Raw genomic sequence first — 23,437 nt, forward strand, 5'->3', positions numbered from 1 at the left:
ATGAGCCATTCTGAAGGCCATATTGTTTTGCTCGCGCCGATGACCGGTCCGGTCGTGCCGCTCGCGAATGTGCCCGACCCTGTGTTTTCGGGCGGCATGTTCGGCGATGGTATCGGCATCGATCCGCTCGAGGGGCGCCTCGTCGCGCCGTGCGACGGCACCATCACCCATCTCGCGCGCACCGGTCATGCGGTCACGCTCGCGACGGCCGAAGGCGTGGAGATTCTGCTGCACATCGGCATCGATACCGTCGAGCTGAATGGCAAAGGCTTTGCGCCGATGGTCGCGCAAGGCGCGCAAGTGCGCACCGGCGACGTCCTGATCGAATTCGATCAGGACCAGGTTGCGCTGAACGCGCCGAGTCTTGTCTCGGTGATCGCGATTGCCAATTCGGATGCGTTCGAGATTGTCGAACGCGCTGACGGTGGCATGCTGAAGGCAGGCGAAACGCCGTTGCTGGTGCTGCGCGCTCGCGGCGGCGAGGCGGCGGACGCATCGCGTCAGGCAAGTGCCACTAACGTGACAGAAGAAGCCCGTCAGCAAGTCACGCTGGTCCACGCAGGCGGTTTGCATGCACGGCCGGCCGCGCGCGCTCGTGAAGCGGCGCGCGGTTTCGATGCGCGCGTTGAAGTGCGTTACGAAGGGCGCAAGGCGGCGATCGAGAGCGTGGTCGGTTTGCTCGGTCTCGGCGCGGGCGAAGGGGCGACTGTCGAGCTGCTTGGCGTCGGTCCGCAAGCCAAAGCCGCGATCGAAGCAATTGCCCACGAATTGACGCGCGAAGCGCATGGCGAAGTCGAAGAAAAGCCGGCACGTCAAAGCTCACCGGCGCCGCAAGCGATTGTGCATCCGGCGGGTGAAGCGCTCGCGCCGAATACGCTCGCAGGAGTGTGCGCGTCGCCGGGCGTCGCGGTCGGCAAGCTGGTGCGTTGGGACGATGCGGACATCGATCCGCCGGAAAAGGCGAACGGCACGTCGGCGGCTGAAAGCCGTTTGCTCGACAAGGCGATTGCTACCGTCGACGCTGACCTCGGTACCACCGTGCGCGATGCGTCGCAACGCGGTGCGGTGGGTGAGGCGGGTATTTTCGCGGTGCATCGCGTACTGCTCGAAGATCCCACGCTGGTCGACGCCGCGCGCGATCTGATCAGCCTCGGCAAGAGCGCCGGCTTTGCGTGGCGCGACGCGATCCGTGCGCAGATCGCCATCCTGACGAATATCGAAGACGAGTTACTCGCTGAACGTGCAGCCGACCTGCGCGATATCGAAAAGCGCGTGTTGCGCGCGCTCGGCTATACAAACGCCGCGGCACGTACGCTGCCGGAAGAAGCGGTGCTGGCGGCTGAAGAGTTCACGCCGTCGGATCTGTCGTCACTGGATCGCTCACGCGTCACTGCACTCGTGATGGCGCGCGGTGGTGCGACCTCGCACGCGGCGATCCTTGCGCGCCAGGCTGGCATTCCGGCGCTAGTGGCAGTCGGCGATGCATTGCACGCGATTCCCGAAGGTACGCAAGTGGTGGTGAACGCCACCACCGGCCGCCTTGAATTCGCGCCGACCGAGCTTGATGTCGAACGGGCGCGTCTTGAGCGTAGCCGCCTTGCCGGCGTACGCGAAGCGAACCGCCGTACCTCGCAACAGGCGGCAGTGACTGCCGATGGCCGCGCGATCGAAGTCGCCGCGAACATCGCCACACTCGAGGACGCGAAGACCGCAGTCGACAATGGCGCCGATTCCGTCGGCCTGCTGCGCACCGAGCTGCTGTTCATCCACCGCGCCTCAGCGCCGACCACCGACGAACATCGTCAGAGCTACCAGGCGATCGTCGATGCATTGAGCGGACGCACCGCGATCATTCGCACGCTGGACGTGGGTGCCGATAAGGAAGTCGATTACCTGACGCTGCCGCCCGAACCGAATCCGGCGCTCGGCCTGCGCGGCATCCGCCTTGCACAAGTGCGCCCGGATCTGCTCGACGATCAGTTGCGCGGTCTGCTGGCGGTGCAACCGCTCGGCGCCGTCCGCATCCTGCTGCCGATGGTGACGGATGTCGGCGAACTGATCCGCATCCGCAAACGCATCGACGAATTCGCCCGCGAATCGGGTCGTACCGAACCGATCGAAGTCGGCGTAATGATCGAAGTGCCATCGGCCGCGTTGCTCGCCGATCAGCTGTCGCAACACGCGGATTTCCTGTCGATCGGCACTAACGATCTGACGCAATACACGCTCGCCATGGACCGCTGCCAGGCCGACCTTGCGGCGCAAGCGGACGGCTTGCATCCGGCGGTGCTGCGCCTGATCGCGGCGACCGTTCAGGGCGCGGACAAGCATGGCAAATGGGTCGGCGTATGCGGCGCACTGGCGGGCGATCCGCTGGCCATGCCGCTGCTCGTTGGCCTCGGCGTGACCGAGCTCTCGGTGGATCCGGTGTCGGTGCCGGGCATCAAGGCGCGAGTGCGCAACCTCGATTATCAGCTGTGCCGTCAACGCGCCCAGGATGCCCTGGCGCTCGAATCGGCGCAGGCGGTAAGAGCAGTGAGCCGCGAAACCTGGCCTTTGGACTGAACTCCACACGGTCTGCAACCAGCTTCGCTCAACAACCACGTAAAGCTAAAACTCAACGACGACCGTCGACAACGAGACAAGGATTGGAGGTTTTAATGGATGGGAATCCGTTTCTGAAGATTCAGCGCCTGGGACGCGCGCTGATGCTGCCGATTGCAGTGCTGCCGGTTGCCGGCCTGCTGCTGCGATTGGGCCAGCCCGATGTGTTCAACATCAAGATGATCGCCGACGCCGGCGGCGCGATCTTCGACAACCTGCCGTTGCTATTCGCAATCGGCGTGGCGGTCGGCTTCGCGAAAGATAACAACGGCGTGGCAGGTCTCGCGGGCGCGATCGGTTATCTGATCGAAATCGCGGTGATGAAGGACATCAACGACAAGCTCAACATGGGCGTGTTGTCCGGGATCGTGGCGGGTATCGTCGCGGGCTTGCTGTACAACAGGTACAAAGACATCAAGCTGCCCGACTACCTCGCATTCTTCGGAGGGAAACGCTTCGTGCCGATTGTCACCGGCGTGGTCTGTCTGGTGATAGGCATTGTGTTCGGCTACGTATGGCAGCCGGTGCAAGGCGTCATCGACACGGCCGGCCATTGGCTGACAACCGCGGGTGCGCTCGGCGCGTTCGTGTTCGGCGTGCTGAACCGCTTGCTGCTTGTCACGGGGCTGCATCACATCCTCAATTCGCTGACGTGGTTCGTGTTCGGCACCTTCACGCCGCCGGGTGGCGTCGCGGTGACGGGCGACCTGCACCGCTTCTTCGCGGGTGACCCGACCGCGGGCACGTTCATGACGGGCTTCTTCCCGGTCATGATGTTCGGCCTGCCGGCAGCGTGTCTCGCGATGTTCCATGAAGCGCCGAAGGAGCGCCGTGCGGTGGTCGGCGGCCTGCTGTTCTCGATGGCGCTGACCTCGTTCCTGACGGGCGTGACCGAGCCGATCGAATTCAGCTTCATGTTCCTCGCACCGGTGCTGTATGTGATCCACGCGTTGCTGACCGGTTTGTCGCTTGCGATCTGCTCGGCGCTCGGGATTCACCTCGGCTTCACGTTCTCTGCCGGCGCAATCGACTACGTGTTGAACTACGGCCTGTCGACCAAGGGCTGGTGGGCGATTCCGATCGGGCTCGTGTACTCGGTGGTGTACTACGGTCTGTTCCGCTTCTTCATCCGCAAGTTCAACATGGCGACGCCGGGCCGCGAACCCGCCGCCGAAGAAGAACAGATCGAGTCGTTCGCGGCTGGCGGTTTTGTGTCGCCGGTTGCCGGCGCAGCCGTGCCGCGCGCACAGCGTTATATCGCTGCACTCGGCGGCGCGTCGAACCTGTCGTTGGTGGATGCCTGCACGACGCGTCTGCGTCTGTCGGTGGTCGATTCCAACAAGGTCTCGGAAAGCGAACTGAAGACGATCGGCGCGCGTGGTGTGCTCAAGCGCGGCTCGACCAACGTGCAGGTGATCATCGGACCGGAAGCTGACATCATCGCAGATGAAATCCGCACGGTGATCGCGCAAGGTGGTGGCGATGCTGTGAAGCCGGTGGCTGCTGCTACGCCTGCCGTCGCTGCGGCTCCTGTGGCTCCTGTGGCGACTGCAAGCGGTGCTCAAGGTGGGCCGCTCGACCCGGATCCCCTGCGCTGGCTCGCGGTGTTCGGCGGCGCGGGTAATGTGGTGTCGCTGGATGCAGTCGCGGCAACGCGTCTGCGGATCGTGGTTCGCGATCCGTCGGCGGTGGATCGTCAACGTCTTGCTACGCTCGATACGGCGTGGGTCTCGGCGGATACGTTCCACATCGTAGTGGGCGACGCTGCCCAGCGCTACGCCGCACAACTGGCGACACGTCTGTCGCCGGGTACGGCCGCGGGTGCGGCGCCGCAGCCTGCGTAATCTGAGCGAGGCTTCGAGCTGCGCGGGTTTCGCTCTTCAGCCTGGTTCGTAAGCCACGATAGTCGCAGAAGCCTCCAGGATTCCTGGGGGCTTTTTTTATGCACGGCAAATGTACAAGGGTGCGACGCAGTGGCGCGTCCCCGCATGTTATGCGTAACGATGGTTCGCGTTGAAATTGATTGGGTAAGCTAATTAATGAGATTCGAGCGCCTTGTCATACCGGCAAGGCGTTTTCGTTCGCGCTCAGGAGTTGCTTATGTCAATGCGATCAGCAATCTGTCTCATGTTCTTCTTGCCGGCTGGCGCCGCCTACGCCGGTGGTCAGTTCAATGTTCAATGCGCTTATTCGCATACGCTGCCGGACGATGCGATCATCTATCCTGGGCAGCCAGGCAGGGCCATGGTGCACGACTTTTTCGGCAACACAGGCGCCGACGCATACAGCACCTACTACTCCCTGAATAACAACAAACTGACGACGTGCAATGTCGCGGCGGATCTTTCATCGTACTGGCTGCCGCAGTTAAAGCGTGCCTCCGGGATTGTCGTGCCGAGCTATCAGAAGACCTACTACAAGAACGATCAGCCGGTGGTTCCGCTTCACACGATTCCCGCAGGGCTGGAAATGCTGGCAGGCGATCACCATTCGTCTGTGCCCAAGCCGCAGATCAACTATCTGTGCCGCGGTGGCTCCTACACGCAAATCGCGCCGAGCAGCTGCCCTGTCGTAACGGACAGCGGCGGCACGTACGCGCAACTCAATATCTCAGTCCATTTTCCGGATTGTTGGGACGGCCGGACCCTGGTGCCGAACATGGCCAGCCACATCATGAATATGGCGTACCGGCAGTCGGACGGGAAATGTCCGGCTGCGTATCCCATCAAGATTCCCGAATTACAACTCAACGTTGCGTACGACCTGGGGCAGGATCCTGATCTCTCCACCGCGCAATTGTCGATGGACCCGATTCTCGTGAATGGCACGTGGGTACCGCAATGGGGAAGTCTGTATACGGCGCACGGCGATTTCATCAACGCCTGGAAGACAGATTCGCTGCAGTACGCCGTCGACAATTGCTCCAATCAGAATATCGCGTGCAACAACAGCATCCCGACGTATTACTCGAAGGCCAGCGCCGATGCGTGGATGGACGGCGGCGGCGTCGTGCATGCGAGTGATGCCACGCTGACCTCGGACGCAGGAAGCATCGTGTTGATTAAATTCCCGACGCCCACCGACCTGAAGGATTATCCGTACACCAACTCATACTTGCAGACGATGGCCCAGAACGTCACGGATACCGAGGCAGTGATGCTGGATCTCTACGCCGCCTCCACCAACTGGGACGATGCCGCCAATCTGCCAACGGCCGCAGCCTGTAACATGAGCAAGCGAATCGGCGGCATCTACCTTGATAATGCGTTGCAGCCGCGTATCAACGACATCACCGGGTACGTCGCGTCGCAAGTGGCTGCGGGTGCGCCGCAAATCGGCGTCTGCGTTCGTAACGCGACTGGCCGCACCATTCAGATTTCTTCGCGCGAAGGTGCACGAACACCGGCGCTGTTTATGAAGTAATGCAGGCAGCACGGGAGTAGGCAAGCGCCTAATTCCGTGCGAATCGCGCACAAAAAAAGCGGCACCTTGAATCAAGGTGCCGCTTTTGCGTTTACCGGCTCGAGCCTAAAGTCTCGCGACCGGCAACGGATGCATCAACGCGTTTTCTGCTTGCCCGCTTCCAACGGCCGGCGCGACTCCAGCCACATCACGTTGATAATGCCGAACGCCAACGCCACGCCAATACCGAGAAGCCAACTGAAATACCACATCACAAACTCCTGTTAATCGTATTCCTGATCAGTACATCGAATGGTGATTTTCTTCGAGCGCCGCAGCGGTCACCTTGCCTCGCATCACGCGATACACCCAGCTCGTGTAGATCAGGACGATCGGCAGGAAGATGATCACGGCGATCAGCATGATCTGCAGCGTCATCCGACTCGAGGTCGAATCCCATACGGTCAGGCTGCTGCGGCCGTCGAGCGAGGAGGGCATGATGAACGGGAACATCGAGAAGCCCGCCGTCAGAATCACGCCGATGATCATCAGCGAGGTCGACAGGAAGGCGCTCTTTTCAAAGCGCGAGCGCGCCAGCAACAACGCGAGTACGCCGCCGATCACGCCCGCCACCGGCGCTGCCACCATCCACGGATAGTTTGCGTAGTTGGTGAGCCACAGGCCGGGTGCGCCGATCACGTTCTTCAGCAACGGATTGGCAACCGTGTCGAGGGGCGCGGCGTCGACGATCTGATAGCCGCCGATCATGGTGGCTATCAGTGCGCCGGCCAGCAGGAACAGCACGACGGCGGCGAGCGAGGCAATCCGCAATGCCAGCGAAGCACGCTCGGCGACGACGTCGTCCGCTTTGATCTTCACGAAGGCTGCGCCGTGCGCGGCCAGCATCGACACGCTAACGAGCCCGCACAGCACGGCGAACGGGTTGAGCAGCCCGAAGAAACCGCCGTGATACGTGACGCGCAGATCGGTGTCGAACGAGAACGGCACGCCTTGCAGCAGGTTGCCGAACGCCACGCCGAACACCAACGCCGGTACGAAGCCGCCGACAAACAGCGCCCAATCCCACGCGCTGCGCCAGCGCGGGTCTTCACGCTTGCTGCGGTAGTCGAAGCCAACCGGCCGGAAGAACAGCGAGAACAGCACCAGCAGCATCGCGAAGTAGAAGCCGGAGAACGACGCGGCGTACACGAGCGGCCACGCGGCAAACATCGCGCCGCCCGCCGTGATGAGCCACACCTGATTGCCTTCCCACGTCGCGCCGACCGTGTTTACGACGATGCGCCGCTCCGCGTCGGTCTTGCCGATGAACGGCAGCAAAATCGCCGCGCCCATGTCGAAGCCGTCGGTGAGCGCGAAGCCGATCAGCAGCACGCCGATCAACACCCACCAGATCAGTTTGAGGGTTGCGTAATCCATGATGATCTTTCCCTTGGAACAGAGTGGCGGCGAATCATGCGGCCGTGTTGGTCGGCAGCGGCTGATTCAGCGGCTGTTGTTGTTCGTGGTGATAGCGCCCGGTGTGCAGCGACGAAGGTCCGAGCCGTGCGTACTTGAACATCAACATGATTTCGATGATGAACAGCACGGTGTAGAACACGACGAAGCCGGCAATGCTCAAGTAGAGATCGCCTGGCGTCAGGCTCGAGGCGGACAATGCGGTCGGCAGAATGCCGGCGATGGTCCAAGGTTGACGGCCCACTTCAGCAACGATCCAGCCGAATTCAGCAGCAAGCCAGGGTAACGGAATTGCCCACACGGCCCAGCGCAGGAACCAGCGGCGTTTCTCGAGCAGCAGGGAGCGCTGCGCGCAAAACCAGAACGCCAGCACGAAGGTCGCAAGGAACAGGATGCCGAGGCCGACCATCAGGCGGAACGAGAAGAACACGGGCGCCACCGGCGGAATCGTCTTCTTGGCGGCCTGCACGATCTGATCCGGCGTGGCATCCGTGACGTTCGGGGTGAACTGCTTGAGCATCAGGCCGTAGCCGAGGTCCTTCTTGTGTGCGTCGAAATCGGCTTTGGCTTCGTCCGTGGCGTCGCCTAGCTTCAGCTTTTGGAGTGCGGCGTAGGCGAGCATGCCGTTCTTGATGCGCACTTCGTTCTGCGCCATCAGGTCTTTCAGGCCGACCACCGGTTCGTCGATCGAGCGCGTGGCGATGAGGCCGAGCGCATACGGAATGCGGATCGCATAGTCGGTGCGCTCTTCCTTCTGGTTCGGAATACCGATGATCGTGAACGGTGCGGGTGCCGGCGCCGTTTCCCATTCGGATTCGATCGCAGCCAGTTTGACCTGCTGAACTTCGCCAGTGCGGTAACCGGATTCGTCGCCGAGCACGATCACGCATAACGTCGACGCCAGACCGAAGCCGGCGGCAATGGCGAACGAGCGCAGGGCGAACTCGGTGTCGCGGCGTTTCAACAGATACCACGACGACACGCCGAGCACGAACATCGAAGCGGTCACGTAACCGGCCGATACGGTGTGCACGAACTTCACCTGCGCGACCGGATTGAACAGCACCGAGAAGATGCTGTCGAGTTCCATGCGCATGGTCTGGTAGTTGAACTCGGCACCGACTGGATTGTTCATCCAGCCGTTCGCCACCAGGATCCACAGCGCCGACAGGTTCGAGCCGAGTGCGACGAGGAACGTGACGCTCACGTGCTGCACTTTCGAGAGCCGGCTCCATCCGAAGAAGAACATGCCCACAAAGGTCGACTCGAGGAAGAACGCCATCAAACCTTCAACGGCCAGCGGCACGCCGAAAATGTCGCCGACATAGTGCGAGTAGTACGACCAGTTGGTGCCGAACTGGAATTCCAGCGTGAGACCGGTGGTGACGCCCATTGCAAAGTTGATGCCGAACAGCTTGCCCCAGAACTGGGTCATGTCTTTGTAGATCTGTTTACCGGTCATCACATAGACGGACTCCATGATGACGAGCAACCAGGACAGACCGAGCGTGAGCGGCACGAACAGAAAGTGATAAAGCGCCGTGATGGCGAACTGGAGGCGCGACAGTTCTACGACTTCGCTAACGGGCATGTTGATCACCTTGAGACGGATGCGAGGCAGGCACGGACAGCAGCGCCTGCGCGACTTGTTCAGGCGGCAGCGACATATGCTCCGCCTGCGGATGATTGAAGAACGCGTACTTGAGCACCATCAGCAGTGCGAATTTGATGGCAAGGACGATGGCGATATCCCGCGCCAGCGTCGGACCACGCACCCAGGCGGCGAACCGTTTGCGCAGGTTCGAGCGAGGGTTGCTATTGCGATTCAGGGCTAGGGTCATGATCGGTCGAAGGCGACTTCACACCGGTGAATCCGGCTGGATCCAGGCCGCCTGAGCGGTCTGGAGAGTGCATCCCGATTCTAGGAGCAAGGACCTTGCGCGCGTAAGTTCGGAGCTGCGGCATTGGGTCGCGAACGTCGCCCCGTGCGGACAGTATTGCTATGAGGTTTGTGATACGTCAAGAAACACGTGCTTGGTGGGCATGTTCTTGAGTGAGTGCGCGTGCGTCTTCGATTGAGCGCATGCATTGTCGAATGGGCACAAAAAAAGCCCTGCCTTCTTGCGAGGGCAGGGCTCTGTGGCTAGCTAACGCGCGCCGGGCTAGCCGGCACGACTAAAGGTTTTAAGCCTTATGCATATTCGGCCAATGCGCCGCGCATTTTCTTCATTGCGCTCGCTTCGATCTGACGAATACGTTCGGCCGATACGCCAAATTCGTCGGCCAGTTCGTGCAGCGTCGAACCACCCGAACCATCGTCTTCCACCTTCAGCCAGCGTGCCTCGATGATGCGGCGGCTGCGGGCGTCCAGCGCATCTAGCGCGCTCGCGATACCGTCGCTATGCAGCTTGTCGCGCTGACGCGAAGCCAACACGGCAGTCGGCTCGCTATGCGAGTCGGCGAGGTAGGCGATCGGCGCGTACGACTCTTCGCCGTCTTCGACCTGGCCTTCCAGCGCAATATCGCCGCCGGACAAGCGCGTTTCCATCTCGGCCACTTCTTCGCGCTTCACGTTCAACTCCTGGGCGAGACCTTCGATCTCGTCCGGCGTGAATGCGCCCAGACCCTGCTTGTGGCTGCGCAGGTTGAAGAACAGCTTGCGCTGCGCCTTGGTGGTGGCGACCTTCACCATCCGCCAGTTGCGCAGAATGTATTCGTGGATCTCAGCCTTGATCCAGTGCATGGCGTACGACACGAGGCGTACGTTTTGCTCGGGGTCAAAGCGCTTCACGGCCTTCATCAGGCCGATGTTGCCTTCCTGGATCAGGTCGGCGTGCGGCAGCCCATAACCGAGGTAATTGCGGGCGATCGAGACGACCAGGCGCAGGTGCGACAGGACGAGACGGCGCGCAGAGACGAGGTTGTCCTGCTCGCGAAATTCGGTGGCGAACTGGCGTTCTTCCCCCGGCGTCAGCATCGGAATCCGATTTACGGCCTGGATGTAGGCGTCGATATTGCCCAGTTGACCGGGCAGCAGCGAGGAATGCGAGAGCGCCAGTGCACCTGCCGAAGCGGCCTTAGCCGACGACGGGCTCAAAGTACTCGGAAGGGTCATTGCATGGCTCACGTAGGAAACTCCTTTGGAATCAGACAAAAGCGTATTCAGTTAACGACTCCAGCGTTGGATGTTAGCACTCTGATTTGCCGAGTGCTAATACTTAGAGGCCGTAGGGGCATCCAAGTTCCGTAAATTCCTATTGAAATTTAGGTTTTGATAGCCATCATACGCCTCTTGCGTCCACTGCGCACGAATCGTAGAAGTTACCTAACGATCTACTTTCGGTCACATAAGTGACCGATTTTTCCAGCAAGCGAAGTGACTAATTGCGAAAATTGAGCTTTCTTCAGACGATCCATGAAATTTGGAATGTCATTAGAATAGGCGCAACAATCAGAAGGTAATCAACGTTCGGCTAGCTCGGGTGTTCGATGAACAACAAAAAAAATGCTTTGCGTGGTCTGGCTCTAAAAGGGGCTTGCGCCGCTGTACTGGTTGGCGTTTCCGGGTTGGCTACGGCTGACCAGTTCGGCATCCAGTTTGCGGTCGGTACCGGTGACCATCACTTCAAAAAATACGATCTCGGCTTCGTTTGGGATCCAAATCTGACGTGGTGGCAGATCGGCGACTGGCACTTTGCGCTGATCGGTGAGGCGCATGCGGCTTGGTGGCACACCGACGAGGCGGACATCCACAAAAACATTGGGGAATTCGGCGTGACGCCGATCATCCGCTTCATCAAGGGAACGGGTGCGATCCGTCCGTTTATCGAAGCGGGGGCGGGTGTCCGCCTGTTGACGAGTCCCACGGTCTCGTCAGACTACACCTACTCCACAGCGTTTCAATTCACGCCCGTGGTGGGTGCCGGCGTGCAGTTCGGCACTCACCAGCAGTATCAGGCGGGCTACCGCTTCCAGCATATTTCCAACGGCGGTATCAAAGAGCCGAATCCTGGTATAAATTTCCACCAGCTATATTTGCAATATAACTTCTGACGACCGTGGCCACGTTCGGCTTACCGGTGCGAGGGGCTGAGCAATGGCGGCAAAGATAATCGAAGCGATTCGCGGGCTCGAGCGAGAGCGCTTTCGTGCGATGGTCGACGGCGACGGGCAGTCGCTCGATGCGCTGCTCGCGGACAATGTGAGCTATGTCCATACGAACGGCAAGCGCGAAACTAAGCGGCAGTTCATCGACGGTATTACCGCGGGGCGCCGCCGCTATCGGCAGATCGAGGTGCAGTCGCAAGAGGTGCTGCTGGTGGGACGTGAGACCTGCGTTGTCACCGGGCGCGCGCTGATCGAAATGGAAGCGAACAACGGGGCGCTGCTGTTTCCGATCGCGTACACGGCGATTCATACACAGGAAGACGGGCAATGGCGTCTGATCGCCTGGCAGGCGACGCGCTGCGCGATCGAGTGAGCCTTTTGAGCTCACTCCGTTTCGCGGGTTGCGCTTGGTGAGCGCCTCGTGAGCGCTCGAATCGCACGGGCAGGCGGGTTGCACCGCCCGTGCTGCATTTGCCGCCTGCCGGATTTGGCTCGCGAATTTTGATGTAATCGCGCAGCCACGAGCGCGATCCCAAGCTGCGAGGGGGGGCGCCCCGCTTCAGGTCACTCAAGCAGCTACGCGCTGCAGATCCTCATCTCTCCACACCGGCCGCTTCGCCGCGTCACCCGCATACGGATGCCGCGGATGCACCGGAATCTGGTTGCAGCGCTCGACCACGCGCCGCACCGCATCAATATCGGAGAAGTCGAGGCCCGGGTCGACGCCCTGCGCGTGAAGGTTCATCGCGACCGTAACGAGGTCCACGTTGCCGGTGCGCTCACCGCTGCCGAACAGACATCCTTCGACACGATCCGCGCCCGCCAGCAGCGCCAGTTCCGTAGCGGCCACGGCGGTGCCGCGATCGTTATGCGGATGCACCGACAGCACGATGCTGTCGCGATAGCCGAGATTGCGGTCCATCCATTCGATCTGATCGGCGAACACGTTGGGTGTCGCGGCCTCGACGCTCGCGGGCAAGTTGACGATCATCTTGTGATCGCGCGTGGGCCGCCACGTCTGCGCCACCGCGTCGCATACTTCGCGCGCGTACGGGAGCTCGGTCGTGTTGAAAGTTTCGGGCGAATACTGGAACGTCCAGTGCGTGTCGGGCCGCGCTTGGGCGTGTTCCTTGATGATGCGTGTGCCTTCCACCGCCAGCGCCTTGATTTTGTCCTTCGACTGGTTGAAGACGATCTTGCGAAACGACGGGCAGATCGCGTTGTACAGATGCACGATGGCGCGCGGCGCGCCTTCGAGCGATTCGAACGTGCGCGCAATCAGTTCTGCGCGTGAGGGCACGAACACTTCGATCGTCACGTCGTCGGGAATGCGCTTTTCTTCGATCAGTTTGCGGACGAAATCAAAGTCGGTTTGCGAGGCCGACGGGAAACCGACTTCGATCTCCTTGAAGCCAATCGCCACCAGCATCTCGAAGAATTCGAGCTTTTGCGCGGCATTCATCGGCTCGATCAGCGCCTGGTTGCCGTCACGCAGATCGGTGCTCATCCAGATCGGCGCCTGGTTGATCGTGCGGCTCGGCCACTTGCGGCCGGTGAGACGCACAGCGGGGAAGGGACGGTATTTCTCAGCGGGATTGCGCAACATGATGAGCCTCGTTCGTTGTGTCGTATGCGAAAGGGTGTGGCCTCGAGCGGCTGGCGGGCTGCCACGGATGCACGGCCCGCCAGCCGGTGGCTAGCGGTAACAACGAACGGGCGCGAACGAACAACGTCATGGTGACGGCGAAAACGAACGTGGATGATGCCCATGCAACGTGCATTTGACCCTCGCGCTTCGTCCGAACGGTAAACGGACGAATGCAAACGACTACAGGTTGTGAAGAACTACGGTCGGGAGTGAAACTGGAACTGCGGAACTGCTTTGAGGACCGCGCCTTGGGCAACTAATTTGGGTAATTAGGCTGCCAACGTGCGGCGCTACGCCTGACTTACGCTAGACGTAGCGATAGGGGCCGCGCTAGGCGGCCGGAGGTAATTCGGAGGGTGTTCGGAAGGGAACGCATAGGTCTAATGTATGACGGCTCGTAGGCGCCTGTCAACCAGCGGCCGACATATTCGGCGCGTGAGTGCGACCCCGCAAGCGCTGCGTCGCACTCACACCGCGCCCGTTACACGGGCGTTTTCGCGACGTCGACGATCAGCTCCACCTGGCGTTCGATCGCACTCGGCACGGGCGCTTCGCCGCGCAGCACGGCACCAATCCACGCGGCCGTGGTCAGGGCGTCGCGAGCTTCGGGCAAGTCGACTTCAGGCGCGTCGGGCGACGAGCGCTCGTGCGGCACGCGCGTTTCGCAGATGCCGTCATGCAGCCAATCCACTTGCACCTGGCGCCGCGTATCGGCCACCGCTTCGCCTTCGGTGCCGCGCGCGAGCAGGGCGCCGCCCGCTGCGGCGTCCGGATGCGTGTTGAACAACTGCGTGAGACTGTCGCGATACGGCGGATGCGTGTAGTTCACGAGCCGCAGCCCCGCCGGCGCGAACGGTTGCAGGATTTTCACGAGCGTATGCGTTGAATTGCGCACGCCCATGCGCCGGCGCAGCGAGAGCAGGCGCGCGAGCTTCGGTGCGAGGACGTCGATCGGCGCGAACGCGAGACGCCGCTCGGCGAGGCCGTCTTCGATATCGGCGTGCGATCGCGCGTGCGGGATCTGCAGATGCGTGAAGATTTCGGCGCTCGTCACGCGGCCCGGATCTTCGGTGACGCCATGCACCAGTACCGGCACACCCTCGCGCGCCAGCAGCAGCGCAAGCAGCGGCACTAGGTTGGGCTGTTTGCGCGCGCCGTTGTATGTGGGTATCGATACGGGCCGGAACGTCGCGTGCGGCAAATGAATCGGTTCGAACGACGCGTGCGCGCCGGCCAGCATGGCGGCGAGTTCGTCGGCGGTTTCGCCCTTCACGCGATACGCGAGCAGCACGGCGCCGAGTTCGAGATCGGCCACGCGGCCGTCCAGCATCGCGGTGTAGAGCGCGCGCGTATCTTCAGCGGTCAGGGCGCGGGCGCCGTTCGGGCCGCGGCCGATTTCCTTGATATAGCGGGCGCAGGGGAAAGGATTGGCGGTGTCGGTGGAGTCAGTCATCGGGCGCAGTGGGACGGGGTGGCGGCCGCCTTTGGGTGGTGGGCCACGGTATTCGAAGGATGCTATTCGGTGTGAGTATCGCATCTATGGCGAACTGGCGAACTGGCGAACTGGCGAACTGGCGAACTGGCGACCCGGCGACCCGGCGACCCGGCGACCCGGCGACCCGGCAAACCGGCAAACCGGCAAACCGGCAAACCGGCAAACCGGCAAACCGGCAAACCGGCGAGACGATCCGCCGGGCTCGCCGGATCGCGCGCGATCGTGCCGATCGGCTGCGCCGCGCTTTGCTGCGCGTTACACTCGTTGTTTTATCGCCGCGCAGGCGCGGCACAATCCAAAAAACGGAGAACGGGATGAGTTACGTATTTCCACCCGCACCGGTCGTCGCGGTGCCGGTCGTGGGGTCCAGCGAGCAGTTCGCTGTGCGTCGCATCTACTGTGTGGGCCGCAACTACGAGGCACACGCGCGCGAGATGGGGCACGATCCCGACCGCGAACCGCCGTTCTTCTTTACCAAGCCGGCCGATGCCGTGCTGTATGTGGCGCCTGGTGCGACCGGCGAATTCCCTTATCCGTCGCAATCGAAGAACGTCCACTTCGAGATGGAACTGGTGGCGGCGATCGGCAAAGGCGGCAAGAACATTCCCGCCGAAAGCGCACTCGACCACGTGTACGGCTATGCCCTCGGCCTCGACATGACGCGCCGCGACCTGCAGGCCGAAGCGAAGAAGCTGGGCCGTCCGTGGGATACCGCGAAGGGCTTCGATCACTCGGCGCCGCTCGGTCCGATTCATCCGGTAACGACGATCGGCCATGTCAGCAAGGGCGCGATCTGGTTATCGGTGAACGGCGAGGAAAAGCAGAACTCGGACGTGTCGCAACTGATCTGGTCGGTAGCCGAGACGGTCGCCTATCTGTCGACGCTGTTCGAACTGCAACCGGGCGACCTGATTTTCACCGGCACGCCGGAAGGCGTCGGCGCCGTGGTACAGGGCGACCTCATGAAGGGTGGTGTGGACGGGCTCGGCGAGCTCAGCGTACGCGTCGTCTGAAGCGCGGTTTGGGGGAGACACACAACATGAAGCTTTACAGCTACTTCCGGAGTTCGGCGTCTTATCGCGTGCGCATCGCGCTGAACGTGAAGAACCTGCCCTACGACTACGTGCCGGTGCACCTCGTGCGAGAGGGCGGCGAGCAGTTGAAGCCCGAGTACCGCAAGGTGAACGTGGACGGTATTGTGCCCACGCTCGTCGACGGCAACGAAGTGATGCCGCAGTCGCTTGCGATCATCGAGTATCTGGAGGAAACGCATCCGGAGCCGCCGCTATTGCCCGGTACGCCGGCCGAGCGCGCGTACGTGCGCTCGGTAGCGTTGCAGGTGGCGTGCGAGATTCATCCGCTCAACAATCTGCGCGTGTTGAAGTATCTGAAACACACGCTGCGTGTCGACGACGACGCGAAAGACGCGTGGTACAAGCATTGGATCGAAGCGGGCTTTGCGACGCTCGAGGCGCATCTGGCGGGCGATTCGCGCACCGGCAAGCTGTGCTTCGGCGACACCCCGACGTTGGCCGACGCCTGTCTGATTCCGCAGGTGTTCAACGCGCAGCGCTTCAAAGTGGACACGGCGAAGTTTCCGACGATTCAGCGCATCTACGATCACGCGATGCAACTCGACGCGTTCGCTCGTGCAGCGCCGGGTGTTCAGCCCGACGCGGAATGATGCGGTGGTTTGAATGAAAAAAGGGCGCTCGGATGGGCGCCCTTTTTGCTTGTTCTGCGACGAGTGTTGCTGTGTTCAACCGCCCAGCAGCGCGTCGGAAAACTCTTCCGCGCTGAAAGGCTGCAAGTCCTCCACCTTTTCGCCGACGCCGATGAAGTACACCGGAATCGGACGCTGACGCGCGATCGCCGCGAGAATGCCGCCCTTCGCGGTGCCGTCGAGTTTGGTGACGATCAGGCCGGTGAGGCCGAGCGCGTCGTCGAAGGCTTTCACTTGCGCAAGCGCATTCTGACCGGTGTTCGCATCGATCACCAGCAGCACCTCATGCGGCGCGCCATCTTGCGCCTTGCCGATCACGCGCTTCACCTTGCGCAGTTCTTCCATCAGATGCAGCTGGGTCGGCAGACGGCCGGCCGTGTCCGCCATCATGACGTCGATCTTGCGCGCACGCGCGGCGCCAACCGCGTCGAAAATCACGGCGGCCGGGTCGCCGCTTTCCTGCGATACGACCGTCACCTTGTTGCGCTCGCCCCAGATTGCGAGTTGCTCGCGCGCCGCGGCGCGGAAGGTATCGCCCGCGGCCAGCAGCACCGATTGATCGAAGCTTTGCAGATGCTTGGCGAGCTTGCCGATGCTGGTGGTTTTGCCCGCACCGTTGACGCCCGCGATCATCATGACCAGCGGTTGTGCGCGGCCGAGCATCAGCGATTTTTCCAGCGGCTTGAGCAGCTCAATGAGCAGCGTGCGCAGCGCCGCTTTCACCTGCTGAGGATCGGTGAGGCGCTCGGTGCGCACTTTCTCGCGCAGCGATTCGAGCAGGAACTCGGTGGCTTCGACACCCGCATCCGACATCAGCAGTGCGGTCTCGAGTTCTTCGTACAAATCCTCGTCGATCTTCGTACCGACGAAAATGCCGGTCAGGCTCGAACTCGTTTTCGACAGGCCGGTCTTCAGGCGCGTGAGCCACGAGCGCTTGGCGCTTGCGTCCTGCATAGGTGGCGGGACGATTTCGACGGCGGTTGCTTCGGGTTCGGGCTCGTTTGTGGACACAGCAGCCGCCGGCTGCGTATCGACGCTAACCGGGGCCACCGGCCGCGGCTCCGACTGCGCGACGGGCGCAGCCGGTGCCCCTACGGCGGGTTCAGGCGCCAAGGCTTCCGGCGCCGTCTGCGATTCTTCTGGCGCGTTATCGGACTCTTTCGAACCCTTGAATCGTTTGAAAAAGCTGAACATGATCTGGCGTGGTGAGAGCGCGCGCCGATGCGCGCAGCCGGGACAAGCCCCGGGGGAGCGCAGGCAGCGTTGCGATGCGGGATGCAAGGCGCTGGAAGCCGCACATTTTATCAGGCGCGCCGCCACCCGTCGTATTGGCCGAACGGCCAGGCTGGACGCCGCGCGCCCCTGTGGTAACGTTGGCCCTCCAGCCCACACGCATCGGCGTCGCGGGCGTCTCTATAACGTATTCGAAACTGCATGCCCCGTTCTGCTCCTTCACGCGCCCACGGCGCTTCGTCCAAAGGCGGCAAGCCGCACGCCATCCGCATCATTGGCGGCGACTGGAAGCGCACGCCGCTGCCCGTGCTCGACCTCGACGGCCTGCGCCCCACGCCTGACCGCGTGCGCGAAACGCTGTTCAACTGGCTCGGCCAACGGCTGGACGGCCAGCGCTGCCTCGATCTGTTCGCCGGCAGCGGCGCGCTCGGCTTCGAGGCCGCCTCGCGCGGCGCGGCACGGGTCTTGATGGTCGAGCGCAACGCGCGGGCCGCGAGCCAGCTACGCTCGAACCAGGAGCGCCTGTCGGCGCGGACGATCGAAATCGCGGAAGCCGACGGCTTGCGCCTCGCGGCAAGTCTCGCACCGGGATCGTTCGACGTGGTTTTCCTCGATCCGCCGTTCGGCGACGATCTGCTCGACAAGGCGCTCGCTCTGGCCGTGCCGCTGCTGAGCCCGGAAGGTTTTCTGTATGTGGAGGCGGGCGCTACGCTCGAGCTCGAGGGGAACGAGACGCTGGCCGGTTGGGAAATCGTGCGGCAAGGCAAAGCGGGCGCTGTCCACTTTCATTTGCTGCAGCGCGAAAATAAGGAATAATGCGCGTTCCAAAACAAGCAGCGGATGGGTTACCGTCACGCGTGCGGTCGGTGCCAAATGCGTCGCGTGGACGCTTTGACGTGCCTTTTGTCTGAAGAGAGAGGAGAAGTCTCATGGTAGTCGCCGTGTACCCGGGCACGTTCGACCCGCTGACGCGCGGTCACGAAGACCTCGTTCGACGCGCGTCGAGCATTTTCGACACGCTGGTGGTGGGCGTTGCCGACAGTCGCAACAAGAAGCCATTTTTCACCCTGAAAGAGCGTCTCGACATTGCTCATGAAGTGCTCGGGCACTACCCGAACGTTCAGGTGATGAGCTTCAAAGGGCTATTGAAGGACTTTGTCCGCAACAATAACGCTCGGGTGATCGTGCGTGGCCTGCGCGCCGTCTCGGACTTCGAATATGAGTTCCAGATGGCCGGCATGAACCGCTATCTGCTGCCGGACGTCGAAACCATGTTCATGACGCCGTCCGATCAATACCAGTTCATCTCCGGCACCATCGTGCGTGAAATCGCGCAACTGGGCGGCGACGTCAGCAAGTTCGTGTTCCCGTCGGTCGAAAAGCGGCTGAAGGAAAAGGTTGCTGCGCTGGATTCGAATGACGGCGCTTCGGCGGCACAACCGTAACCGGCGTAAACTGTCGGCTTGACGGATCAAAGCTGGCTTCGGCCGGCGCGAAGTGAGAGAAGTATGGCCTTGATGATTACCGACGAGTGCATCAATTGCGACGTGTGCGAGCCCGAGTGCCCGAACGACGCGATTTCGATGGGCCCGGAAATCTACGTGATCGACCCGAAGAAATGCACCGAGTGTGTCGGTCATTTCGACGAGCCCCAGTGTATTCAGGTGTGCCCGGTCGAGTGCATTCCGCGCGACCCTGAGCATCTGGAGACGGCGGAAGGTTTGATGGCGAAGTACCACGCGCTACAAGAGGCGAAGGGCGCGTGAGCGTTGAATGATGATGGAAAACGGCGAGGCGTCTGCCTCGCCGTTTTCTTTTGCGGTACCGCTTTGTGATGAGCGCGGGGAGTTATCCCGATCGTTATCCGACGTAAGCGCTGAAAATATCGTGCAGTGCATTCAGCAGAATGTCGCATTCGGCGTCGGTGCCGACCGAGATTCGCAGATGCTGGTCGATTCGCGCCGCCTTGAAGTGGCGCACGAAGATTTCCTTTTCCCTTAGCCGTGCCACGAGCATCGCCGCGTCGTAGCCTTCGTGCCGTGCGAACAGCAGATTTGCCGCTGACGGCACCACCTCGAAGCCCAGTGCCGTCAAGCCCGCCGCCAGCCGCTCACGGCTGGCAATCACCTTGGCGCAGTTGTCGCGGAGCCACACATCGTCCTCGTATGCAGCGACGGCCGCGACTTGCGCCAGACGGTCGAGCGGATACGAATTGAAGCTGTCCTTCACGCGGTTCAGTGCATCGATCAGTTCGGGATTGCCGAATGCGAAGCCGACGCGCATGCCGGCCAGCGAACGCGACTTCGATACTGTTTGGATTACCAGCAGGTTGGGATAGCGGTCGATCAATGTGATGGCCGATTCGGCGCCGAAATCGACATAGGCCTCATCGATTACCACGACCGATTCGGTGTTTCTCGCCACCAGGCGCTCGATATCGGCGAGCGGCAGCGGTCGTCCAGTCGGCGCGTTCGGGTTTGGGAACAGTACGCCGCCGTTAGGCGCTGTGTATTCGTCGACATTGATGGCGAAGCTGTCGTCGAGTGCGATGGTTCGATAGTCGACTTCAAAGAGCCGCGCATAGGTCGGGTAGAAGCTGTACGTGATATCCGGAAACAGCAACGGTTTGTCGTGCTTCAGCAAGGCCTGAAAGGTGAGCGCGAGCACTTCGTCCGAGCCGTTGCCCGCGAACACCTGTTCCGGGCGGATGCCGTGGTACGCGGCTACCGTTTCGCGTAACTTGCGCGCGGTCGGGTCGGGATAGCGGCGCAGTGACTCGCTCGCGTCGCCCAGTTCCTGCCGGATCGCTTCAAGCACGCGCGGCGACGGGGGATAAGGATTCTCGTTGGTGTTCAGCTTCACCGGATGCGCGACCATGGGCTGCTCGCCCGGCACATACGGCGTCAGACGGTGAACGATGTCACTCCAGTAGCGGCTCAAGCGATTCTCCTGTCGATAGCGAAACGGCGAAACGGCGAAACGGCGAAACGGCGAAACGGCGAAACGGCGAAACGGCGAAACGGCGAAACGGCGAAACGGCGAAACGGCGAAACGGCGAAACGGCGAAACGGCGAAACGGCGATAGGTGTGCGGGCAAGCCCGCTCAAGGATTGCGGTGCAGTTGCATCATCGCCCGCTCGAGCTCGCCTTTGATGATCTGCGGCATCACGGCCAATGCTCGTTCGATCGACGCATCGATCACATCCTGTTCTTCCCGCCGCGGCGGCTTCAGCACGTAGTTGGCGACGTCCGGCTTGGCGCCGGCTCGCGCGCTTTCAGGAATCAGGTCGCGCGGATGACCGATGCCGATCCGCAGCCGCCAATACTGTTGCGAGGACAGATGCGCGGTAATGTCCTTCAGCCCGTTATGGCCGCCGCTGCCACCGCCGAGCTTCAGCTTGACACTGCCAGGCGGCATATCGAGTTCGTCGTGCGCGACCAGAATTTCGTCCGGCAGAATCTTGAAGAATTGCGCGACCGCGACGACCGACTGCCCCGAGCGGTTCATATACGTCTGCGGTTCCAGCAGATGCACTTCTTCACCGTGAAGCCGGGCCTTCGCGTAGAAACCGTGGAAGCGCCGCTCGTCGCGCAGCGTCGTGCCTGCTTCGCGCGCTAGTTGATCGACCAGCCAGAAGCCGGCATTGTGGCGCGTCGCAGTGTATTCAGCGCCCGGATTGCCGAGCCCGACGATCAGCTTGATCATGATTGCGTAGGTCCATCTGGCCCGGGCGTCGAATGCGGCCGAGCCGAAAAAAACCGAAAAAAAACCCGCCGGGGCGAACCTCGGCGGGTCACAGCGACCGTTTCATTGAAACGGATCGAGAGGATTGCTTGCTCAGTGCCAAAAAGGCCCTTAGGCAGCCGGCGTTTCGCCTTCGCCAGCAGCAGCGGCGTCGCCTTCAGCGATTGCGCCAGCCGGGATCGTTGCAGATGCAATGACCGGGTTTTCTGCTTCAACGTGAGCAACCAGTGCCACGCCTGCCGGCAGGACGATGTCCTTAGCGTGCAGCGAGTGACCAGCTTCGATCTTCACCAGGTCGACTTCGAGGAATTCCGGCAGTGCCGACGGCAGGCACTCGATTTCGATTTCGTTGAGGACGTGCGAGATCACCGCGCTCGACAGCTTCACTGCCGGGTTGGTTTCCTGGTTCATGAAGTGCAGCGGCACCTTGGTGTGCAGCTTCTTCGTCGCGTCGACACGTTGGAAGTCCACGTGCAGCACGAGCTGACGGAACGGGTGGTATTGCACGTCGCGCAGCAGAACCTGTTGCGACTTGCCTGCCACTTCCAGTTCGAGGATCGACGAGTGGAAAACTTCTTTCTTCAGCGCGTGCCAGAGTGCGTTGTGGTCCAGTTCGACCAATTGCGTTTCAGCACCAGCGCCATATACGATGCCCGGGGTCTTACCCGAGATACGCAGGCGGCGGCTCGCACCCGTACCTTGCAAGGAACGCTCGAAAGCGACTACTTTCATATTGAATCTCCAATGCACTGCCCGCGACCAGGCAGTAAAAACGGGGCCTCCAAGCCATTACGGCTGAGGCCCCAGAGCGATGGCACGAACCTTCGTTCGTTCATGCCAATTGTGCAAAAGCGCAGTGCGCGGTACTGCAACGCGTGCTGCGCCCTCGCAAATACTTAACTTTCAGCGAACAGCGACATCACCGAATCGCCGCGACGAATCCGCGAGAACGTTTCGGCAAGAAGGCCGGCGCTGGTCAGCGAACGGATCTTGGCGCACGAGCGGGCTTCTTCGCCGAGCGGGATCGTATCGGTGACGACGAGTTCGTCGAGTGCCGAAGCTGCGATACGCTCGCCTGCACCGCCCGACAGAACCGGGTGGGTGGCGTAAGCGAACACCTGCTTCGCACCGCGTTCCTTCAAAACTTGAGCTGCCTTGCAAAGCGTGCCTGCGGTGTCGACCATGTCGTCCATGATCACGCAGGTGCGGCCTTCGACTTCACCGATGATGTTCATCACTTCGGCAACGTTCGCCTTCGGGCGGCGTTTGTCGATGATCGCGAGGTCGCAATTCAGTTGCTTGGCCAATGCACGGGCACGCACCACGCCGCCGACGTCCGGCGAAACGACCAGCAGGTTCTCGTAGTTCTGCTTGCGCAGATCGCCGAGCAGCACGGGCGTAGCGTAGATATTGTCGACCGGGATGTCGAAGAAGCCTTGAATCTGGTCGGCGTGCAGATCCATCGTAATGATCCGCTCGACGCCGGCGATTTCCAGCATGTTCGCCACGATCTTCGCCGAGATGGCGACGCGCGCCGAACGCGGGCGTCGATCTTGACGGGCATAACCGAAGTAGGGGATGGCTGCGGTGATCCGACCGGCGGATGCGCGCTTGAGCGCATCGACCATGATCATCAGTTCCATCAGATTGTCATTCGCCGGCGCGCACGTGGATTGCAGGACGAAGACATCCTTGCCACGCACGTTTTCCTGAATCTCGACCTGGATTTCACCGTCCGAGAAACGGCTAACCATTGCTTTGCCGAGGGGAATACCGAGGATTTTGACGACTTCCTGTGCAAGCGCGGGATTTGCGTTGCCAGTAAAAACCATCAGGCCGTCATGGCTGCTCATCGTGCACCTACTTCAGGCTGGGGGCGAGGGAAATGCGAGAATTTTTGGCAGGGGAGGAAGGAGTCGAACCTTCGAATGCCGGAATCAAAATCCGGTGCCTTAACCAACTTGGCGACTCCCCTACACTAACTTTGAGCTCCACCGAACGAGG

Annotated in this window: 22 protein-coding genes, 1 tRNA gene and 1 pseudogene; 11 read left to right on the forward strand and 13 right to left on the reverse strand. The window is 61.5% G+C overall.

The genetic code is table 11. The features are described from left to right. From ptsP to HHL24_RS10345, 3 genes are all read left to right on the forward strand, one after another. Positions 1 to 2,565 (forward strand): phosphoenolpyruvate--protein phosphotransferase, encoded by a 2,565-nt coding sequence (gene ptsP / locus HHL24_RS10335; RefSeq protein ID WP_206002790.1) that lies wholly within the window; start codon positions 1 to 3, stop codon positions 2,563 to 2,565. Positions 2,566 to 2,660: 95 nt separating this feature from the next. Next, the gene (gene nagE, locus HHL24_RS10340) at positions 2,661 to 4,448 is read left to right on the forward strand and encodes an N-acetylglucosamine-specific PTS transporter subunit IIBC (protein ID WP_169485403.1); all 1,788 of its coding nucleotides are present in this window, start codon (positions 2,661 to 2,663) and stop codon (positions 4,446 to 4,448) included. 256 nt (positions 4,449 to 4,704) lie between these two features. Continuing rightward, positions 4,705 to 6,027 carry a DUF1996 domain-containing protein gene (locus HHL24_RS10345; RefSeq protein ID WP_169485404.1) on the forward strand — a complete coding sequence of 441 codons (1,323 nt, stop codon included), beginning with the start codon at positions 4,705 to 4,707 and terminating at the stop codon, positions 6,025 to 6,027. Between the two features lie 134 nt (positions 6,028 to 6,161). Here HHL24_RS10345 and cydX read toward each other — a convergent pair whose 3' ends face one another. The 5 genes from cydX to rpoH form a co-directional block, all read right to left on the reverse strand. Beyond that, positions 6,162 to 6,278, reverse strand: coding sequence for a cytochrome bd-I oxidase subunit CydX (gene cydX / locus HHL24_RS10350; RefSeq protein ID WP_063494668.1), 117 nt, complete (start codon positions 6,276 to 6,278; stop codon positions 6,162 to 6,164). A 28-nt stretch (positions 6,279 to 6,306) separates the two neighbouring features. Next, positions 6,307 to 7,443, reverse strand: a complete 1,137-nt coding sequence (gene cydB, locus HHL24_RS10355) for a cytochrome d ubiquinol oxidase subunit II (protein ID WP_169485405.1) — start codon at positions 7,441 to 7,443, stop codon at positions 6,307 to 6,309. Between the two features lie 34 nt (positions 7,444 to 7,477). After that, on the reverse strand, positions 7,478 to 9,073 hold the full coding sequence (locus tag HHL24_RS10360) for a cytochrome ubiquinol oxidase subunit I (RefSeq protein ID WP_169485406.1): 1,596 nt from the start codon (positions 9,071 to 9,073) through the stop codon (positions 7,478 to 7,480). Continuing rightward, positions 9,063 to 9,323 (reverse strand): cytochrome oxidase putative small subunit CydP, encoded by a 261-nt coding sequence (cydP, locus tag HHL24_RS10365; RefSeq protein WP_169485407.1) that lies wholly within the window; start codon positions 9,321 to 9,323, stop codon positions 9,063 to 9,065. The genes HHL24_RS10360 and cydP overlap by 11 nt, the downstream gene beginning before the upstream one ends. Positions 9,324 to 9,673: 350 nt before the next feature. Then, a complete protein-coding gene (rpoH, locus tag HHL24_RS10370; protein WP_169485408.1) occupies positions 9,674 to 10,609 on the reverse strand; it encodes an RNA polymerase sigma factor RpoH in 936 nt (311 codons plus the stop codon). A 362-nt stretch (positions 10,610 to 10,971) separates the two neighbouring features. Here rpoH and HHL24_RS10375 point away from each other — a divergent pair, with 362 nt between their 5' ends. The 3 genes from HHL24_RS10375 (at position 10,972) to HHL24_RS45030 (ending at position 12,326) form a co-directional block, all read left to right on the forward strand. Continuing rightward, positions 10,972 to 11,535: an acyloxyacyl hydrolase gene (locus HHL24_RS10375; RefSeq protein WP_169485409.1), complete on the forward strand. Its 564-nt coding sequence runs from the start codon at positions 10,972 to 10,974 to the stop codon at positions 11,533 to 11,535. A gap of 43 nt (positions 11,536 to 11,578) precedes the next feature. Continuing rightward, the gene (locus HHL24_RS10380) at positions 11,579 to 11,962 is read left to right on the forward strand and encodes a nuclear transport factor 2 family protein (protein ID WP_169485410.1); all 384 of its coding nucleotides are present in this window, start codon (positions 11,579 to 11,581) and stop codon (positions 11,960 to 11,962) included. Positions 11,963 to 12,074: 112 nt separating this feature from the next. Then, the gene (locus HHL24_RS45030) at positions 12,075 to 12,326 is read left to right on the forward strand and encodes a zf-TFIIB domain-containing protein (protein WP_407947491.1); all 252 of its coding nucleotides are present in this window, start codon (positions 12,075 to 12,077) and stop codon (positions 12,324 to 12,326) included. Here HHL24_RS45030 and HHL24_RS10385 read toward each other — a convergent pair. Both HHL24_RS10385 and ybiB read right to left on the reverse strand, forming a co-directional pair. Next, positions 12,212 to 13,195 (reverse strand): annotated as a pseudogene (locus HHL24_RS10385) (2-isopropylmalate synthase); the annotation flags it as partial. The gene HHL24_RS45030 and the pseudogene HHL24_RS10385 sit on opposite strands and share 115 nt — an antisense overlap. Positions 13,196 to 13,718: 523 nt before the next feature. After that, positions 13,719 to 14,690: a DNA-binding protein YbiB gene (gene ybiB, locus HHL24_RS10390; RefSeq protein WP_169485412.1), complete on the reverse strand. Its 972-nt coding sequence runs from the start codon at positions 14,688 to 14,690 to the stop codon at positions 13,719 to 13,721. A 356-nt stretch (positions 14,691 to 15,046) separates the two neighbouring features. Between ybiB and HHL24_RS10395 the strand changes: the two genes are divergently transcribed. Together HHL24_RS10395 and maiA are read left to right on the forward strand one after the other, a co-directional pair. Further along, complete coding sequence (locus HHL24_RS10395; protein ID WP_169485413.1) at positions 15,047 to 15,745, forward strand: fumarylacetoacetate hydrolase family protein; 699 nt, start codon at positions 15,047 to 15,049, stop codon at positions 15,743 to 15,745. A gap of 26 nt (positions 15,746 to 15,771) precedes the next feature. Further along, entirely contained in the window at positions 15,772 to 16,416 is a 645-nt protein-coding gene (maiA, locus tag HHL24_RS10400) for a maleylacetoacetate isomerase (protein WP_169485414.1), read from the forward strand. A gap of 75 nt (positions 16,417 to 16,491) precedes the next feature. Here maiA and ftsY read toward each other — a convergent pair whose 3' ends face one another. Beyond that, entirely contained in the window at positions 16,492 to 17,649 is a 1,158-nt protein-coding gene (ftsY, locus tag HHL24_RS10405) for a signal recognition particle-docking protein FtsY (RefSeq protein WP_169485415.1), read from the reverse strand. 240 nt (positions 17,650 to 17,889) lie between these two features. Between ftsY and rsmD the strand changes: the two genes are divergently transcribed. The 3 genes from rsmD (at position 17,890) to HHL24_RS10420 (ending at position 19,454) form a co-directional block, all read left to right on the forward strand. Further along, positions 17,890 to 18,504, forward strand: coding sequence for a 16S rRNA (guanine(966)-N(2))-methyltransferase RsmD (gene rsmD, locus HHL24_RS10410; protein ID WP_169485416.1), 615 nt, complete (start codon positions 17,890 to 17,892; stop codon positions 18,502 to 18,504). 113 nt (positions 18,505 to 18,617) lie between these two features. Then, a complete protein-coding gene (coaD, locus tag HHL24_RS10415) occupies positions 18,618 to 19,133 on the forward strand; it encodes a pantetheine-phosphate adenylyltransferase (RefSeq protein ID WP_169485417.1) in 516 nt (171 codons plus the stop codon). A gap of 63 nt (positions 19,134 to 19,196) precedes the next feature. Next, the gene (locus HHL24_RS10420; RefSeq protein ID WP_169485418.1) at positions 19,197 to 19,454 is read left to right on the forward strand and encodes a YfhL family 4Fe-4S dicluster ferredoxin; all 258 of its coding nucleotides are present in this window, start codon (positions 19,197 to 19,199) and stop codon (positions 19,452 to 19,454) included. A 94-nt stretch (positions 19,455 to 19,548) separates the two neighbouring features. Here the strand turns inward: HHL24_RS10420 and hisC are convergent, their stop codons facing one another. The 5 genes from hisC to HHL24_RS10445 form a co-directional block, all read right to left on the reverse strand. Further along, complete coding sequence (hisC, locus tag HHL24_RS10425; RefSeq protein WP_169485419.1) at positions 19,549 to 20,628, reverse strand: histidinol-phosphate transaminase; 1,080 nt, start codon at positions 20,626 to 20,628, stop codon at positions 19,549 to 19,551. 163 nt (positions 20,629 to 20,791) lie between these two features. Continuing rightward, positions 20,792 to 21,394, reverse strand: a complete 603-nt coding sequence (gene pth, locus HHL24_RS10430; RefSeq protein ID WP_091796808.1) for an aminoacyl-tRNA hydrolase — start codon at positions 21,392 to 21,394, stop codon at positions 20,792 to 20,794. A 150-nt stretch (positions 21,395 to 21,544) separates the two neighbouring features. Next, positions 21,545 to 22,165 (reverse strand): 50S ribosomal protein L25/general stress protein Ctc, encoded by a 621-nt coding sequence (locus tag HHL24_RS10435; protein WP_169485420.1) that lies wholly within the window; start codon positions 22,163 to 22,165, stop codon positions 21,545 to 21,547. A 164-nt stretch (positions 22,166 to 22,329) separates the two neighbouring features. Then, the gene (locus HHL24_RS10440; protein WP_006048037.1) at positions 22,330 to 23,286 is read right to left on the reverse strand and encodes a ribose-phosphate pyrophosphokinase; all 957 of its coding nucleotides are present in this window, start codon (positions 23,284 to 23,286) and stop codon (positions 22,330 to 22,332) included. Positions 23,287 to 23,331: 45 nt separating this feature from the next. Then, positions 23,332 to 23,408, reverse strand: a tRNA-Gln gene (locus tag HHL24_RS10445). Positions 23,409 to 23,437: the final 29 nt, after the last annotated feature.

This window comes from Paraburkholderia polaris (assembly GCF_012927345.1).
Taxonomy (GTDB): Bacteria; Pseudomonadota; Gammaproteobacteria; order Burkholderiales; family Burkholderiaceae; genus Paraburkholderia; species Paraburkholderia polaris.

Excerpts from the sequence above, each read along its gene's own strand:
- ybiB (WP_169485412.1), bottom strand. The coding sequence starts at position 14,690 with ATGACTGACTCCACCGACACCGCCAATCCTTTCCCCTGCGCCCGCTAT.
- pth (WP_091796808.1), bottom strand. The coding sequence starts at position 21,394 with ATGATCAAGCTGATCGTCGGGCTCGGCAATCCGGGCGCTGAATACACT.
- rsmD (WP_169485416.1), top strand. The coding sequence starts at position 17,890 with ATGCCCCGTTCTGCTCCTTCACGCGCCCACGGCGCTTCGTCCAAAGGC.
- HHL24_RS10380 (WP_169485410.1), top strand. The coding sequence starts at position 11,579 with ATGGCGGCAAAGATAATCGAAGCGATTCGCGGGCTCGAGCGAGAGCGC.
- HHL24_RS10395 (WP_169485413.1), top strand. The coding sequence starts at position 15,047 with ATGAGTTACGTATTTCCACCCGCACCGGTCGTCGCGGTGCCGGTCGTG.
- cydX (WP_063494668.1), bottom strand. The coding sequence starts at position 6,278 with ATGTGGTATTTCAGTTGGCTTCTCGGTATTGGCGTGGCGTTGGCGTTC.
- HHL24_RS10440 (WP_006048037.1), bottom strand. The coding sequence starts at position 23,286 with ATGAGCAGCCATGACGGCCTGATGGTTTTTACTGGCAACGCAAATCCC.
- cydB (WP_169485405.1), bottom strand. The coding sequence starts at position 7,443 with ATGGATTACGCAACCCTCAAACTGATCTGGTGGGTGTTGATCGGCGTG.
- HHL24_RS10435 (WP_169485420.1), bottom strand. The coding sequence starts at position 22,165 with ATGAAAGTAGTCGCTTTCGAGCGTTCCTTGCAAGGTACGGGTGCGAGC.
- cydP (WP_169485407.1), bottom strand. The coding sequence starts at position 9,323 with ATGACCCTAGCCCTGAATCGCAATAGCAACCCTCGCTCGAACCTGCGC.
- ptsP (WP_206002790.1), top strand. The coding sequence starts at position 1 with ATGAGCCATTCTGAAGGCCATATTGTTTTGCTCGCGCCGATGACCGGT.
- HHL24_RS10420 (WP_169485418.1), top strand. The coding sequence starts at position 19,197 with ATGGCCTTGATGATTACCGACGAGTGCATCAATTGCGACGTGTGCGAG.
- HHL24_RS10360 (WP_169485406.1), bottom strand. The coding sequence starts at position 9,073 with ATGCCCGTTAGCGAAGTCGTAGAACTGTCGCGCCTCCAGTTCGCCATC.
- HHL24_RS10345 (WP_169485404.1), top strand. The coding sequence starts at position 4,705 with ATGTCAATGCGATCAGCAATCTGTCTCATGTTCTTCTTGCCGGCTGGC.
- HHL24_RS10375 (WP_169485409.1), top strand. The coding sequence starts at position 10,972 with ATGAACAACAAAAAAAATGCTTTGCGTGGTCTGGCTCTAAAAGGGGCT.
- nagE (WP_169485403.1), top strand. The coding sequence starts at position 2,661 with ATGGATGGGAATCCGTTTCTGAAGATTCAGCGCCTGGGACGCGCGCTG.
- maiA (WP_169485414.1), top strand. The coding sequence starts at position 15,772 with ATGAAGCTTTACAGCTACTTCCGGAGTTCGGCGTCTTATCGCGTGCGC.
- coaD (WP_169485417.1), top strand. The coding sequence starts at position 18,618 with ATGGTAGTCGCCGTGTACCCGGGCACGTTCGACCCGCTGACGCGCGGT.
- ftsY (WP_169485415.1), bottom strand. The coding sequence starts at position 17,649 with ATGTTCAGCTTTTTCAAACGATTCAAGGGTTCGAAAGAGTCCGATAAC.